General features: G+C 54.6%; 14 protein-coding genes. 10 read left to right on the top strand and 4 right to left on the bottom strand.

Translation table 11 applies throughout. From position 1 onward, the window contains the following. The gene (locus tag FRY98_RS16260) at positions 1–1,776 is read right to left on the bottom strand and encodes an RNA polymerase sigma factor (protein WP_148453814.1); all 1,776 of its coding nucleotides are present in this window, start codon (positions 1,774–1,776) and stop codon (positions 1–3) included. A gap of 220 nt (positions 1,777–1,996) precedes the next feature. Here FRY98_RS16260 and FRY98_RS16255 point away from each other — a divergent pair, with 220 nt between their 5' ends. The 3 genes from FRY98_RS16255 to FRY98_RS16245 all read left to right on the top strand — a co-directional run bounded on the left by FRY98_RS16255 (position 1,997) and on the right by FRY98_RS16245 (position 6,251). Further along, positions 1,997–2,740 (top strand): LytR/AlgR family response regulator transcription factor, encoded by a 744-nt coding sequence (locus tag FRY98_RS16255; RefSeq protein ID WP_148453812.1) that lies wholly within the window; start codon positions 1,997–1,999, stop codon positions 2,738–2,740. Between the two features lie 4 nt (positions 2,741–2,744). Further along, positions 2,745–4,052 (top strand): sensor histidine kinase, encoded by a 1,308-nt coding sequence (locus FRY98_RS16250; RefSeq protein WP_148453810.1) that lies wholly within the window; start codon positions 2,745–2,747, stop codon positions 4,050–4,052. Between the two features lie 120 nt (positions 4,053–4,172). Further along, on the top strand, positions 4,173–6,251 hold the full coding sequence (locus FRY98_RS16245) for a serine hydrolase domain-containing protein (protein WP_170287119.1): 2,079 nt from the start codon (positions 4,173–4,175) through the stop codon (positions 6,249–6,251). Between the two features lie 330 nt (positions 6,252–6,581). Here the strand turns inward: FRY98_RS16245 and FRY98_RS16240 are convergent, their stop codons facing one another. The 3 genes from FRY98_RS16240 to FRY98_RS16230 are packed head-to-tail and all read right to left on the bottom strand — an operon-like array spanning position 6,582 to position 8,829. Continuing rightward, positions 6,582–7,253 carry a GNAT family N-acetyltransferase gene (locus tag FRY98_RS16240; protein ID WP_148453806.1) on the bottom strand — a complete coding sequence of 224 codons (672 nt, stop codon included), beginning with the start codon at positions 7,251–7,253 and terminating at the stop codon, positions 6,582–6,584. 25 nt (positions 7,254–7,278) lie between these two features. After that, positions 7,279–7,950, bottom strand: coding sequence for a GNAT family N-acetyltransferase (locus tag FRY98_RS16235; protein WP_148454548.1), 672 nt, complete (start codon positions 7,948–7,950; stop codon positions 7,279–7,281). A 21-nt stretch (positions 7,951–7,971) separates the two neighbouring features. After that, the gene (locus tag FRY98_RS16230) at positions 7,972–8,829 is read right to left on the bottom strand and encodes a carbon-nitrogen hydrolase family protein (protein ID WP_148453804.1); all 858 of its coding nucleotides are present in this window, start codon (positions 8,827–8,829) and stop codon (positions 7,972–7,974) included. A 190-nt stretch (positions 8,830–9,019) separates the two neighbouring features. Between FRY98_RS16230 and FRY98_RS16225 the strand changes: the two genes are divergently transcribed. From FRY98_RS16225 to FRY98_RS16195, 7 genes are all read left to right on the top strand, one after another. After that, complete coding sequence (locus tag FRY98_RS16225) at positions 9,020–9,925, top strand: AraC family transcriptional regulator (protein ID WP_148453802.1); 906 nt, start codon at positions 9,020–9,022, stop codon at positions 9,923–9,925. A 160-nt stretch (positions 9,926–10,085) separates the two neighbouring features. Next, a complete protein-coding gene (locus tag FRY98_RS16220) occupies positions 10,086–12,086 on the top strand; it encodes a sialidase family protein (protein WP_148453799.1) in 2,001 nt (666 codons plus the stop codon). A 250-nt stretch (positions 12,087–12,336) separates the two neighbouring features. Then, positions 12,337–13,182 (top strand): hypothetical protein, encoded by an 846-nt coding sequence (locus FRY98_RS16215; RefSeq protein ID WP_148453797.1) that lies wholly within the window; start codon positions 12,337–12,339, stop codon positions 13,180–13,182. Positions 13,183–13,234: 52 nt separating this feature from the next. Then, positions 13,235–13,828 (top strand): RNA polymerase sigma factor, encoded by a 594-nt coding sequence (locus FRY98_RS16210; RefSeq protein WP_148453795.1) that lies wholly within the window; start codon positions 13,235–13,237, stop codon positions 13,826–13,828. Beyond that, positions 13,785–14,759, top strand: a complete 975-nt coding sequence (locus FRY98_RS16205; protein WP_148453793.1) for a hypothetical protein — start codon at positions 13,785–13,787, stop codon at positions 14,757–14,759. The genes FRY98_RS16210 and FRY98_RS16205 overlap by 44 nt, the downstream gene beginning before the upstream one ends. 246 nt (positions 14,760–15,005) lie before the next feature. Beyond that, positions 15,006–15,668 carry a 4Fe-4S single cluster domain-containing protein gene (locus FRY98_RS16200; protein WP_249043433.1) on the top strand — a complete coding sequence of 221 codons (663 nt, stop codon included), beginning with the start codon at positions 15,006–15,008 and terminating at the stop codon, positions 15,666–15,668. Beyond that, on the top strand, positions 15,665–16,117 hold the full coding sequence (locus FRY98_RS16195; RefSeq protein ID WP_148453791.1) for a hypothetical protein: 453 nt from the start codon (positions 15,665–15,667) through the stop codon (positions 16,115–16,117). The genes FRY98_RS16200 and FRY98_RS16195 overlap by 4 nt, the downstream gene beginning before the upstream one ends.

The following is a 16,117-nucleotide window of genomic DNA, read 5'->3' as shown; positions in this document are numbered from 1 at the left end:
TCATTTCTCCTTTTCCAATTCACATATCGCTTTCTCCAGATAACCGACCGCGGCGGTTTCGAATTCCTTCGCTTGCGTAAGTCGGGAAATGCAAACGGCCCGCAGCTCATCGGTAAGCAGCTCGGTCGAGCGTATGAACGGTACGTCCTTGCTTAACGCGGCGAGCGATGCGGCGGCCTGTTCATAAGCTTCCGATGCCAGCAGCGCAAGCCGCATGGCTTCGCCTTCAAGCGGCACACGCCGCAAATAGTCCGCCGCATACCGCCTCGTATCCGCATACACGAAGGCCAACTGCCCCATGCCGTACCGGTTGGCGTGTCCGGACTGGAGATGGCCAATCCAGCGGTCATACGCGGCGAGCCCCGACGTGTAGGTTAAATACCCCGTCATAGGGCGATATTCGCAGCCCTCGCGGGAATAACGCACCGCTTCGCGGATCGCCCGTTCGGTCCGCTCGACCCGTTCGGCCGCGGCGGCTTCCGTTCCGTTCGCCGTGGACGGCCTTGCCGGAACGAAGGCCTTCGCCTCTCCGTCGATGCCTACGAGGAAGCGCAGCGGGTTTTCCGCGAGGTCGTCATAGGAGATCCGTTTTCCCTCCGGCTTCATCAGATCGGTTAATATGACTTCACGCGCTTCGTCGTCATAACCGTAAATCAGGGCCCATTCGTGCACATAAGGTTTTGTGGCGAACGTATCGAAGTACAGCACCGGCCTGCCCAGTTCGATATATTTGCGGATGAACGGCAACAGGGCTTCTTCGATCGGCAGCACGACGGGAAACCGTTCGGCCGCCGCCAGCAGCGGAACGGGGGATTCGGCGAGCTGGCCGCATAAGATGGATGATTGGTATCCGAGCGTTTGCAAAACCGAGTGTATCGTCATCCGCCAATCGTAGACATAGATCCCGTCGGCGAATGTGGTTTTGTTCGAAATTTTCATCCGAAACGCAAACCCCGACAGACCCATCAATTCCGCCGTGTCCCAAGGATCGCCGAGTGCGGCCAGCAAATGGCCGATCCGGTCGATCAGGGAGACGGCGGTCGTTGCATGCGCGGGCCACGGCGGTAGGTCCAGAATTCGTCTCCGTTTCATAGCCATTCCCTCCTTTTCGGGCAGCAGACCGAGCGAGATGCGGACATGCTCTTCACGAAGCTTGCGGCGGGAACGGTGAAGATAGGTGTAGATGGAGCCGACCGGCATCCGGTGCATCGCGGCGATCTCGTCCGGCGACAGCTGACGGAAGAAATAGGCCACGAAAATGGACCGCTCCTTGCGTGTCAGGCAGTGAAGAACGGCGCGAATCGTCTCGTAGAGCTCCTTCCGCAGCAAATGTTCGGCCGGGTCGTGCTCGGTGCGGGCCGCCTCGGATGCGGATCGCGTCAAGTGGCCGAGAATGCTGTCGAGGTTCTCCCAATCCACCCTTTCCGCGTGCGTTTTATCCCACGCCGACAACGGCTTCTCCTTGCGGTACGGGCCGCCGCGCCGGAGCCGCATGTTCGCCTGGTTGCGGACAATCCGGTGGAACCACGGAAGGAACCGGCTTGCATCGACCAGCGATCCGACATGCATGAATGCGCGAATGAGCGCGTCCTGGACGATGTCGTCGGCCATATGCGGATCTCCGGTCATCCGCTCGGCGATGCCGCGCGCCTTGTCCCGGTGGCGTTCGATCAACACGCCGAAAGCCTCTGTATCTCCCTGCCGGGCCCGTTCCACCAACCCTAGGTCTTCCTCCATGATTTGTTCCCTTGTTTCCTTTGCTTCCTTTGCTTCCACAAGTGTGCCTCCCGCTGACGGATAAATGTTGCTGCCATGATATAGAGATGCCGGGCGCCGGTCCAATCTGAACAATATGTGCAAAAAAAATTTGGCGTGAATGCGATGATCCCCATCTCTCCCAAGCCGGGCTGAATTGCCAAGCTCTGTTGCTGCCGGGGCGGCCGGATGTTACGCTAGAACTAAATGTTCCATCACCGAAGGAAAGGGTGAGACAAGCATGTACCGGGTTGCCATATGCGACGACGAAGCGCTGCAGAGAGAGCGGGTCAAGCGGATGCTGCTGGCTTTGTCGGTCAAGAGCGGCGTTGAATTTGAGGCCGTGCCGTTCGAGTCCGGCGAACAATTGATAGCGCATTATGAGAGCGGGGAACAATCCTTTCACATTCTCATCCTCGACATTGAAATGAATAACGGACTGAACGGGATCCAGACCGCCCGAAAGCTGAGAGAGATGAAGCGGATCGGCGAACAGATCGTATTCCTGACGAGTTACGCCGAATATATGCTGGAAAGCTTCGATGTCGTCACTTTTCAATATCTGATCAAGCCGGTCGAACCGGACCTCTTTGAGGAGAAGATGCTGAAGCTGTGCCGTTATTTTGAAGAACGCGAGCAAGACATTTTAATCATCAAATCGACGCATGAGGAGATCGTTCTTCGGCAGGATGACATCATTGCCATCGAAGCTGTCAAAAGCCTGACGGTCAAAGGCAAACTGAAATTCACCACGCTCCATGCCGTCCACGAGGGCCGGGGACTGATTTCCAGCTACGCGACGGCGCTGAAAGAGAACCGTTTTTTACAAATTCACCGCGCCGTTCTGATTAACCTGCTCCACGTGCATAAATTTGCCGGCGGCCAAGTCGTGATGTCGAACGGGATGGAGCTTCCCATCGGGCGTTCCAAGATCAAAGAGGTCAAGGATGCCTGCACAAAATTTATGGTGATGAGGGCGGATTGAGATCATGGAACTCCTTATACTGCCACTGCTGAACCTGGGGATCACGCTGGTTATGGCCGTCCAGGTGAATTTCTACTTCAATTCCGTCTTCGGCAAGGAGAGCGGCAAGCCGTCGAAGTGGGTGTACATGATAGCCTTTGTTTTCTTAAACATGATGTATATGTCCGTTTATATTACTCCGCTCTGGTCCTCGCTGCTGGGACTCGTGGTCATCTTTTCCCTGGCACTGGGGTTCGAGGCGGAGCTCAAGCTGAAAATCATGTTTTCCGTGCTTTATGCGGTCCTGCTCACACTGGTGAACTCCATTTCCCTCTATTTGATCGAGCCTTCCGTTGCCGTGACGGCGGACCCTTCGGACTGGATAACCAAACCGGGGCAGCGACTGTTTGCCATGAGCTTGCTGGTCAGCTGTACAGTCATGTTTGCCGTCGTTCAGATGATTCGTTTTTTGGCCAAACGAAAAAATTATCCCCTCGATTCCCGCTATTATCTGTTGTTCCTGAGCGTACCGGTCATCAGCATCTATCAGGTGAATGTGCTGACGGCCTACAGCGAGAAGAATATTCACTATTTCCTCTCGGTGTTCGGCTTTATTGTCTTAAACGTGCTGGTCGTCTATATTCTCGATACCGTTATCGCCAAGTTCCAACTGCTCCACGAGAATGCCCAGCTTCAGCATCAGATGGATTATCAGGACGCCAACTATGAAAAAACCGTGCACAGCTTCAAAAAAGTCAAACGAATCATTCATGATACAAATCAGCAGTTCTTATACGTGGCGGAATGCATTGCACAGGGCAGGACGGACGAAGCCAATGAGCATATCCGCGTAACGCTAAACAAGATTGAAGATGCCTACCACCGGGTAAACACCGGCAATCTGGCCGTCGACGCGCTGGTAACCAACGCCCTCAACATCGGGCAGGCCAATGGTGTCCGAATCGACACGGAGCTCCGGCTTTATACCCCGAACCTTGGCATCGAACGGTACGACTTGTGCGTGGTGCTGGGGAACATGCTGGATAACGCCATCGAGGCGTCCAAAAAAGTTAAAATCGCCGAAGACCGGTATATTCAGATTCGGGTCCGTTCGACCGAGTCCGCCTTGTTCGTTCGCATTCGCAATCATGTGGACCAGGAGGTATCGGATTTGCGCAGCCGGAAGGCGAATCCGGATTATCACGGCTACGGATTGACGAACATTCAGCGGATTTGCGAAAAATACGGCGGCCATATGACGATTGAAACCGAATCGCGGACGTTCGACAACATGGTCGTTCTTCCCTTGAGCGCGCAGGAATCCCCGGCTTAATGCCGTTCGGGGGTTCTTTTTTTCGTTTCAGGGCATTTTCGTCCGTTCTGTACTTACTCTTTGTATGATGAGAAGCAAGATCTGAATCCGAACAGAGAGAGGGAGAGGCGAACCATGAAGATGTGGAAACGGATGAGTGCGGGAGTGATGGCGGCTCTGCTGCTGGCGCTTCCGGTCGCGGAAGAGGCCGCCCGGGCCAGCGGCGGCTCGGCGGTAAATGATCTGACCGGGACCAAGGCCCGCCAACTGGCGGAAGTCCTCGTGGACAACTACGGCGTAACCGGCGTGCAGTATGCGATCCGGGACGAAGGGAAAGTCGTGCTGTCCGGAGGGCTCGGAGTGACGGAGTCGGGGAGCAAGACGCCTGTAGCGAAAGAAGCGATGTTCGGGATCGGCTCGGTCAGCAAAATGTACGTGACCGCCGCGGCGATGATGTTGGCGGACGCCGGCAAGATAAATATCGACGAGCCGCTGACGGCGTATATCCCCGAGTTCAAAATGGCTGACGAACGGTATAAACGGATTACGCCCCGCATGCTGATGAATCACTCGGCGGGGTTGTACGGTTCTCACTACAAAAACAGCATGCTGCTGGATGATAACGATACCGGGAACCATGACCAATTGCTTGAGAACCTGCGGTCCCAGCGGCTGAAATCCGACCCGGGCGAATACTCCGTTTACGCCAATGACGGGTTTCAATTGTTGGAGATTCTCGTGGAACGAGTGAGCGGAATGAGCTACAGCGAGTTCCTGGCTCGTCATGTCGGCGAGCCTCTGCAGCTGACGTCGACGAAGACGCCGCTGGACGAGTTCGACCGCGGCCGCTTGTACCCGATTCGCTTCCCCGGGATCGCCGGCGCTCTGCCCCCGGAGAACGCGAACGTGATCGGAACCGGCGGCGTCTACTCGACCGCCGAAGAGTTGACTCTGTTCGCGGAAGTGCTGACGGGGGAGAAGCCCGAGCTGCTGTCGGCAGCGTCGGCCTCGGCTATGCAGCAGCCGGAGTACCGCAGAGGCGTCTGGGTCAAAGACAAGACGAACACGTTCGGTTACGGGCTCGGTTGGGATTCGGTCGATCTGGCCCCGTTCGGCGACTACGGCATCAAGGCGTTGACCAAAGGCGGGGACACGCTGATGTACCACTCGGCGCTGATCGCGCTGCCGGAAGAGGACGTCTCCATAGCCTTGCTCACCTCGGGCGGTTCGTCCGTCTATAATACGGCCGCGGCGACGAACATATTGCTGGCCTACCTGAAACAGAAGGGGGACATCGCCGAGATTTTGCCGGCCCCAACCTTCTCCGAGCCCGTGAAAAAAGACATGCCGGACCGCTTGCGCGCCTATGCCGGATGGTATGGAACGGTGGGCTCCACACTTCGGATCACGGTGGACGACGGGGAGGTGAAGCTGCCCGCGCTGATGGGCTTGATTCCGGAGCAAACGTACGTGTACACCGGCGGGGACGAGTTTACGGGTGCGGATGGCCGCACCGTCATCAGCTTCGACGAACAGACGAACGGTCATACGTACATCCGCGTCAAAAGCCACCTGGAGTTTCCGGGTCTCGGGCAGGCTGTCATGGCTTATTACGAGTACCAGAAGCTGGCCGATAACCCGGTGACAGAGACGGTCTCCAAGGCTTGGAAGGAGCGGAATGGACGGACCTACTATGCGTTGGACGAAAAGATCAATTCGTTGTTCTACCTGTCGCCTTCGGTTCTGACCAAGAAGATCGAGCTTAACGAGGACGGCGGCTATGCCAACGGGGCAAAGATCACGAACGAAGACCACGCCGTCAACGTCGCCGAAATTCCGGTCATGAACGGCCGCGATGCCTTCGATCTGGAGTTCTTCCGCAAGGACGGCGTCGAATATTTGCGGGCCGCCGGCCGGACGTATGTCGGGGAGGCCGCCGTGAAGCCGATCTATGGCGGGGATTCGTCCATCGTCACGATTCCGGCCGAGAGCGGCGGCGCACGCTGGTTCAAAATCGGCGGCGAGGCGGCAGGCCGGACCATGACGGTCGATCAGCCGCAGCATGCGGGATTCGTCGTCTATGATGCGAAAGGCGCGCTGGTGAGCTTCTCCGCCGCCGGCGGCAGCCGCACCGCGGTTCTGCCGGAGGACGGCCTCATCGTCTTCGGCGGTCGGCCGGGCGATGTGTTGAAGATCAACATGACGGCGGAATCTAAATAAATGATGGAGTACGCAAACAACCCTGATGGCCGCCGCGTGGCGGTTTCAGGGTTGTTTGTTCGGCGGCTTCTCCTTGCCCAGGCTTGTACCTGGGCAGGGGTGCGATTACCGGGAATTTCTCCCGTTATTTTGACGCTAAGGCGGAGGCTGAAGCGAATTAGCAGGAAAACCTCCCGCTAATTCGCCTAAAATAGCGTATATTCGCAACTCCGCTTCGAATTAGATGGAACTTTTCCCGCTAAATCCGATCCAAGGGCCAAGTGCGGTAAATTAACGGGAGGTTTTCCCGTTAGTTTGCAGGTGACGCCGGCATGCAGGACTGACAAAAGGTCAGATCGGCAGCAGCGCCGCGCTCTCCTTCGCCTCCAGCTGCCCGACCATGTCGTGCCACGCCTGCGGCTTGTTCGGCAGGACGGTGTAGTAACGGCGCAAAAACTTCACGATCAGCTCCGTCGGCAGCTCGCTCAGGCTGTCGTCGGTCGGAAGGAAGCACAGGTCGAGCCCGGTGACGGCTTCCCCGTCGTTGTTCCAGGAAGGGTGAACGTAAGGGAAGTCGAGGCGTTTGTACCCCAAATGCGACAGCACTTCACGGCGGACAAACGGATCCATCGGCTTTACGCCGCCGAATTCGTACTGCTCCACCCGGTAAGGGTCGTAGATCTCGGCGAACATGCCCAGCAGCGGTTTGCCGTTGGCTTGGGCCAGCGCGTTCAAATCCTCCAGCCGTTTTTGGCTGAGGAAGCGGCCGATCCCCAGTCCGGCGCGCCCGATAATGGTAAAGTCGGTCATCGCCACATTGAAATCCTCATAGAAGCGGTATTCCGTTGCGCCGCAGACTTGACCGTCATGAACGGCAACGAAGACGCGGATGCCCGGATCCTCCAGCGGCTCTTTCCAAAGGCAGAACTCAAGCACTTCCTCGGGTGGGAAAATATCCTGCATGAGCTGGTGCATCTGCTTAAACAAAGGGTCCTCGATACTCGTAATTCTGCGGTATTCCATAGATTCTGCGCACCTCATTCTTAATTTATTTTGTCATGCGGAACGGATTTCTCCATTCCATTAACGCGCCGTAATGGCAAGATTCTTCGTCCTCCAGGTAGTTCGCCACGACTTGCACGGGCGTACGCCCGCAGCGCATTAAAAAGGTGATCACGGGATCTTTCAGCTCGCCTTTAACCACGGCAGCGAGGTATTGGTCCGCCGTCATCTCGTGCTTCTTCTTGTGGTAGCCGGGCATTCGGCCTCCGCCGAGCAGCCGGTCCACCCCCTTGTGGACCACCACGTCGTACATGGAGGACATCAGCCATTTGCCAAGCCCTAGCTTTCGTTGGGACGGGCGTACGCAGATATCCACGACATAGAGGGTGTTTCCGTTAGGGTTATGGTTGCGGATATATCCGCCGTCCGTCACTTCCTCCCAGGTATGTTCGGGGTGAGCGGGATCGAAGTCCACGAGCAGACCCGTCATCGATCCGGCGATTTCGCCGTTCACCTCGATGCATAACGCCCCTTCCGGAAAAAGCGCCACATGGTTGCTCAGCTGTTCCGCGTTCCACCACAATTCGGACGGAAACGGCGGCGGGAAGCTTTCCTGTTGAATCCGGATCAGCGCGGGAAAGTCCCGCTCCGTATAATTACGAATGACCGCCGGGACGGGCTGATCCTGGTCAAACACGTAAAATTCCTTGCGGTACATATCCATTTTCCCAGGCCCGCCTTAGTTCCAGTCCGGATAAAGATCGGTTCTCCGGTCGCGCCACGTCGTGACGGAGCCCTGCTCCCGAACCTGGTACAGCAGGTCGAGATCCAGATCGGCGGTGATGATCATATCCTGGTTGATCTCGCCTTCCGCCAATATACCACGGGGCGGAAACGGAATGTCGTTCGGGGTGATGATCGCCGCCTGCCCGAAGTTCGCCCGCATGAAATCCACCGTCGGCAGCGAACCGACCGTTCCGGTCAGAACGACGTAAACCTGGTTCTCAATCGCTCGGGCATGGCTGGTGTAGCGGACGCGGTGGAAGCCGTGGCGATCGTCGGTACAGGAAGGACAAAAGATGACGTCCGCGCCCTTTGCTTTGGCCATTCGCACAATTTCCGGGAACTCGATGTCATAGCAGGTCAGCATGGCGATAGTCCCCTTGCTCGTCTGGAACACTTGCAGGCCATCGCCGGGGGCCATTTTCCACTCGTTCACTTCGGTGGGGGTAATATGCAGCTTGGGTTGTGCCGCTATGGTTCCATCCGGATAGAACAGGTGGGCGACATTGTAGAGCCGATCCTCCTTACGGATGACGTGCGTTCCTCCGATAATATGCAGGTTTGTCCGCTTGGCCAGGGAGGAGAACAAGTTCAAATACGCCTCGGTAAAATCGGGCAAGTCGTTGATGGTCAAGGCGTGACCGTCTTTGTCTCCGATCGACATCAGCTGGGTCGTGAAGAACTCGGGAAATAACACGAACTCGGCGCCGAACTCCTCGGCTGTTTTAATGTAATGCTCCGATTGTTTCGCGAAATCGTCAAACGATGCGATGGTCTGAAGCTGATATTGTACTGCGGACACTCTGAGTTTCATGATATAGTTCCTCCTGTTCGGGGATGATCATCTTTGCTATTTTAGGGCTTGTGGTATTATCATTGTGCGAAAAATTCACTAATATGACAAGTGTACATAAGAAAGCCGCGTTCCCGAAAAGCAGTGCAACTCAGATCAAAAGGCCGGGAAACCGTTTTGCTATGATGCTGTTGGAAGGAGGAAATCTCTCATGTACGAGTGGAATGAAATGGTCCAGCTTATGGTGGACTGGGTGGACGCCAATATCACGGAAACCGCATCTCTCCTGAAGATGTCCGAGCAGTTGGGATACTCGCCCTATTATTGTTCCAGGCAATTCAACGAGTTAACGGGGATGACGCTGCGGGATTATATCTGGACACGAAAGATCAGCCGTGCCGCTTTGGAGCTCCGCGACACGGACGAGCGCGTGCTGGATATTGCCGTAAAGTATGGTTTCTCCTCACAGGAGTCTTTTACCCGAGCGTTTGTCAAGGCGTTCCGGGTTACCCCGGCGGCTTACCGCAAGGCGCCCCGGCCCATTCCATTGGCCATTCGTCAGGAGGTATTTTCGCCTTATCATTATTATTTGACCAAGGAGCGTGGCAAGATGAGCAACTCACGGGTACAACCGGTCGAGATCAAAGTCGAGTACATTCCGGCACACAAGTTTATTGGAATTTGGGATTTAGACGTACAAAATTATGGGTCGTTCTGGCAAAACGGTCACAACTGCGATGAGATCGCCGGCGTTCTGGACAGCATGTCCAACCTGGCCTTGCCGGGGCAATTGGGCCAGACGGCGGGATGGTTTTATCGGGACGGGCAAAAAGGCTATCTGTACGGAATTCCCGTTGCCCTGGACTACCAGGGAGCTATTCCGGACGGGATGGAATGTAAAGAGATCCCCGAATCGGAATATCTGGTTTTCTTTCATCCGCCTTTCGATTACCTCAAGGATAACGGCGCCGTCATGGGGGCCGTTGAACATACCGCCTGGAATTTTGACCCGAAGAGCAGAGGGTATGAATGGGATGAGGACGTTAAGCAGGATTACCAGCGTCATTTTCCCGAGGGATATGGCTATGCGGTATTGCGCCCAGTGAAAAAGTTGTAAATTAATATGTGACTTTTATCGGACATAACCAATCGGTCGTTTTGGGCCATTGGTTATGTTTTTTCTTGCTAATAGGTATAAAGACCCATCACAATTCGACAAAAAACGACTAAGATGAAAATAATTCTAAACAACAAGACGTCAACAACAGGAGGGAAACATGAGAAGAAGTGCGCTCGTCATGGTCGTTTGTCTGTCATTCTTATTGTCGTTATGGGGGGGAGCTGTCCCGCAGGCGGATGCTTTAGGGGCCTACCCGGAACTCGACTCGATTACGCTGCAGGAGCCGGCCGTTTCGATGGGCGAAGGCTGGACGCTGGACACGACCTTTAGCTCCAACGCGCCCTATGCGCTGACAAAGGGGAATAACAACGAATACATAGCCGTCGGTCCATACGGCACGGTCATGAAGTCGAAGGACGGGGTAAGCTGGAAGGCCCTCTCGAAATTCGGGAATTATCATTTGACGACTATCGAATGGGATGGAACGAAATATGTCATGTTCGGCAACAATACGGAATACGACATGGACCTTTACCGCAAGCCTTCCGAAGGCTTTGTTTCCACAGACGGTTTAACTTGGACGAAGCTGGACTTTAACCCGGGCGAAACGATCGAGAATCTGGCATGGGGCCAGGGCGGATTCGTGGCTTTGGGAACGAAACATGTGTTTACGTCAAAAGACGGGGAAAACTGGGCGACCTCATATACGTTAAAAAGCGAGCGCGGCTGGAACACCCTGAAATATGTGAACGGGACTTACTTCGTAAGCAGCTATGATCAAAATTACGTCCTCGTTTCCAAGGACGGCCTCGGATGGTCCGCCAAAACCTATAATGCCGCCGCCGGGGTCCGCGATCTGGTCTGGACGGGCCATCAATACATCGGTGTCGGTAACGGCATTTACACTTCAACGGACGGGACGACTTGGAAGAAACAAGGAAAGTCGCCTAACGGCGTTCAATTGCAGACCATCGTTTACGGCAACAACATGTATATTGTCACCGGAGCCTCCGGCAACAACGAAGGGGTGAATATCAACGTCGCTTATACGTCAAGGGATGGCGCCAGTTGGAGGAAGGTAGACTTGTCTTATCTTCATGCCAATATCTATACCATTTACCCCGTAAAAAGCGGTTTCGCCGGGATCGGTTCGAACGATCGGCAGGATCACCCCGACGGAACATATTCGATCTATACGAAAGATGGATCCTCGTGGAGCTATCGGATGATCGGTACGGCGACGAGCGGGGATTTCAACGGTTTGGCCACGAACGGCAAACGAACGGTCGCCGTGGGCTCGTACGGCAGCGTGATCTACACGGACGACGGGAAGACATGGAGAAGCAGCAGCCCGTTCGCTTACCGAGGCAGGCTCGGAAGAGCGAGCCTGTTCGATGTCGCCTGGGGGGCTAACAAGTTCGTTGCCGTCGGCAATGGCGGGGCTTATTATTCCGCGGACGGAACGACCTGGAAGCCGGCGAAAATCAAGTTTAGGGATCAATTCGGCGACTTGCGCAACGTGATGTGGGCGGGCAAATTTTTCGTCGCCTCCGACCAGGTGTACGGCGTGTACACTTCCAAGGACGGAGTGTCTTGGACGCGGGTTGACAGCGTTAGTAACGATTGGCTGACCTCGATGGTTTGGGACGGCAAGCGGCTGCTCGCCACATTCCAGGTTTATAACGAATATAAACCCTCGACGACGAAGATCATGCAGACGACGGATGGTGTCCATTGGAAGCTGCTGAAGACGCTGGACATGAGCGAAGTGTTTCTGGCCTGGAACGGCAGCACCTATGTCGTTGCAAACCAATATATCCCTACCAAAACGTGGGTATCGAAAGACGGTGTAAATTGGTCCAAGAAAACAACGAATCTGGTCCAAGATAAAGACGGCTTCAACTTCCTCACCGCGTTTGACGGGTCTTTCTATGCGATGTACCATTCTTTCGAGGAATTGGGCGAGGGAGGGTACGATCTTTACGATAATTATTACGTCTCCAAGGACGGGGTACAGTGGCGGAAGGTTACGATCCCCGACAAGCATCCCGGCGTGAGCATATTCGGGACGGAAATGATGAAAGACGGGATCAAGATGTACGGAAAATATATCTTTATCGGGACGTATGGGGAAATCATGTACGCGAATAAGCTTTAAGCTGCCGATCCGGTCATTTTCGGCTGATGGTGGTGGGACCCGCAAGATGCGGGTCCTTTTTTTTATGTCACATTTGCAGGGGGCTCGTGCGTAGTACTCTTTAGAAAGGGGCAGGAAGGGGTCGACCCTTGCCGCAGCGAACGACGAACGAAGTTGCTTGCTATAGTCCGCGCCCCTGGTTCAGACCTGGCCAGGCCTGCATAAAACACAGTGCGCTTTTGCCGCACACCAAAAAAGGAGAGACATTTCTATGAAATATAAAGCTGGTATCCTAATTGGATTGACGGGGATGCTGTTAACGGCTTCCTCGGCCATGGCCGCCTCCGAGATGTATTCGTTGACCGACAGCAAGGGAAAGACGGTTTATGAGGAGAAGCTGCTCGACGAAACGAGTCCGTCCGGCAATACTCTCGAGGATCAACTCCGATCCTTAAAGAGCGCCAAACTGGCGAAACAGCTTCTGAAGAAGGGGGAGGCCGCGCTCTTTTATATTGCGGAGGGAAACCCGGATCGGAAAACGAACATCGAAAGATCGTCCCTGAGTTTTACGGCATCCTCCAAACTGCGCGAACAGTTAAAGGGGCAGCATGTTAAAATTTTGGATACAGTGAAGAAGTATAAGTTCGAGAACGCCAGCCTTACGTATGACCCTCTTACGTTGTCCGATGAGGAGCTGGCCAACCTGACAGACCAATTGGAGCGGCAAGCCGGCGAATCGGGCAAAGGTTACGCAATGCATCCGCTGCAGCTGTCCGGCAACCATTGGAACCTGTTCAGCACTTACAAACATGGCAGTAACCAGTTGCTGGTTCAGGCCATCAAATCCGATGGAAAAACGGTGATCCTTCGGAGCCCTTCCCAAGAAGACGGAGTGAAGACGGAAAAACTGAAAGTCAACGGAGCGGAGCTGTTGTACACCGAATATAAGAGCGAGCCCGGCAAAGAAAAAAGCAGGGAAATCAGCAAGGGGAAAGGGATCACCTTTGTGTACAGTATTCCGGACAGTGAGTTTCATATTCAATACCATATAGAGGATGTCGGCGGAAATTTAAGCAAGCAGGACCTTATCGACGTGGCCAAAGCGTATTTGAAGTAATGCCGCACCTTTGATTCCTCGTCCGAAGTGCAGATTAGAAAGGGGTGAGGATGTGGATGATACGGAGCTTCGCTTCATCATCGGTGAAATTTTGAACGGGGATACCCGTCAGTTTGAAAAGATTATGCAGAGATATCAGAGGCAGATCCTCCACTACTGCTACCATATGTTAGGAAACCATGCCGAAGCCGAGGATTGCGTGCAGGAGGTGTTCCTTAAGGCTTTCCGGCATCTGCGGACATACCGTCCGGAAAAGCCTTTTGAGGCATGGATTTATACGATAGCCTCCAATCATTGCCTGGACGTTTTGCGCAAGCGCAAATTGGCAAGGTACCTTCCGTTTCTATACCGTTCGGATGAGGATCACAAGCCGATCGATCAGCGGATCGAAGCCGCCTATTTCGATGAGCGGGTGCTCCGGGCCATGTCCAGGTTGTCGGCGGAGGAGCGCAGTTTGCTGATTCTTCGCTGCGTGGAGGATAAAACCTATGAGGAGATCGGGTTGATTTTGCAGCGCAGCAGTACCGGTTTACGCAAAAAGTATGAAAGAACTGCCGCCAAATTCCGCAAGTACTATATCCAAATGAAGGGAGCGAGCAGCGGTGAATCGAGACAACGACCGGGATCTCAGACAACTCTTCCATAACGCGCGGCTGCCGGAAACGGACCTGACCCGGCCTGTAATGAAGAAGCTGTTGGAGTCCAAAGCGGAAAAAGGGAGAGGTACATTGAATTACAGGGTTAGTGTATTCGTGCTGGTCGGCATGCTGTTAACCGTATCTTCGGCCTTCGCCGCGGTTCATCTGTACTCGTTGACGAATCATCACGGTGATATTGTTTACGAGGAGAAGCAGATCGACCCCGCCGACCGGGACGGGAACACGCTGGAAAATCAACTGCGTTCCCTTAAAAGCGGCCAATTGGCTGATCGGCTTTTGAAGGAAGGGGAAGCAGCGGCGTTCTATATCGCGGAAGGAAACCCTGACCGCAAAATAGATATCGAAAGAGCGCCTTTGCATTTTAAGACGCTCTCTACACTGCGTGAACAGTTAAAAGGGCAGCCTATTCAGCTTATGGATACCGTAGCGGGGCAAAAGTACAAGTTTGAAAGCGCCCGCGTCACCTACCTCCCTGACGAGCTGTCCGACGAGGAGCGGAGCAAGCTGACGGACCAACTGGAGAAGCAGGCAACCGAATCGGGGAAGGGCTACGCCATGCAGCCGCTCCGGGTGTCCGGCGATCATTGGAGCTTGTTCAGCGTTTACGAGCATGGCGGCAAGCAACTGCTGGTGCAGGCGACCAAATCCGATGAGAAAACGGTTGTTCAGCAGAGCTCTGCGGGGAGCGAGGGTGTGAAGAAAGAAAAGCTGAACGTCGACGGCACGGAGCTGTTGTACGGCGAGTATACGGCCGTCCCCGGCAAAGAAACAAGCAGAGAGATCGCAACGGGGAAAGGAATCAGTTTTATTTACCCCATTCCGGACAGCAAGTTTTATATCTGGTACCATATCGAGGATGTCGGCGGTCACTTGAGCAAACAAGAGCTGATCGATCTGGCTCTAGCTTATCTAAAGTAAAGGCGTGGGGCTGAAGAGGGACCGTCGATACAGGGCCGACCGAATTTTTCTTTCGGTCGGCCCTTCGGTATTATTTCCGGTTTGCCCAACTGATCGCTCCTCCGCCAGGAGGGTCTTTCGTCCTTGGGCGGCGGGGCCGAAATCGGGATAAACCGCCGTATTATAGCCTTTTAGGTCCATTGCTGGGACTGGGGGCGTGTAGTAAAATTATGCCATATTATTCAGCTTGCTCGTTTTTAGGGTCCTATGAGCAATGACAAGGCAGGTGAAGGGATGGATTTCGTCCGGGTTTCGAGGATCGTCGAGCAAACGAAGGTCGAAGGGCCGGGATTGCGCTACGTCATTTGGGTCCAGGGCTGTCCGATCCGCTGCGAGGGCTGTTTTAATCCCCATACCTGGGATATGGACGGCGGAAAAATTTATGCATTGGAGGACCTCTTCCAGGATATCCGCTCCACCCTGGAGCGCGCCCCTGAGCTGGAGGGCGTCACGTTTCTGGGCGGAGAGCCTTTCAGCCAGGCGGAGGCATTGAGCCGTTTAGCCGGCCGTATAAGACGGGAACTGGACTTGTCGGTCGTGACGTTCTCGGGCTACCCTTACGAACATATCAAAAAGGCCGAAGACGCCGGATGGCAGCGCTTACTGGGCGAGACCGACCTGCTGATCGACGGCCCCTACATAAAAAGTCAACATGATTTAAGCCGCCCTTGGGTCGGTTCGAGAAACCAGCAATATCGTTTTTTGACGGAGAGGTACAAACACTTGGAGAAACAGCTGCCCAAGATCCCGAATAAACTGGAGATTCGGCTCCATCCCGACGGGACGATTACCGCGAACGGCATGGCGCAAACGGCGGACATCGAGCTGCTGCTGCGGTTGGGATACGGGCGCAAGGAGGCCAACGCATGAGCATTGAAGTAGTTTTGATCCCCCTGGCTATCGCTTTAACCAAGGAGATCGCCGAAGGAATTTCCAACCAGCTGCAGCACGGGGGGCAACGCTATACGATTCTCCCCACCCGAATGAAGGACGAGGCGCTCTTGGAGCAGGCGCTGAACGATTGGAGCTGTTCCCTGCGCAAAGCGGAATCCGCCGATTCCATTACTTTTGGCGGCGAGCGCGAAGCCACTTTTATCGTGAACGAAGAGGGCGGCTACGATCTGATTTTGCCGGAGTCCGCGGATCGGGAGGCTTTTGCCGATTGGGTGGAGAAGGTGGAATTGTCCTACCAGCACTACCTTCAACAGAGCGTATACACTAGCTTGATCGAAAAGGCCAAGGAGCAGGGGCTCATTCTGGAAACAGAAGAAGTACTTGAGGATAACTCCATTCAAGTGACGTACATATTGAACGGATAG

Source organism: Paenibacillus faecis (assembly GCF_008084145.1).
In the GTDB taxonomy this organism is placed as follows: domain Bacteria; phylum Bacillota; class Bacilli; order Paenibacillales; family Paenibacillaceae; genus Fontibacillus; species Fontibacillus faecis.
The sequence above is the reverse complement of the archived record's forward strand: the minus strand, read 5'-3'. Positions and strand labels throughout refer to the sequence as shown.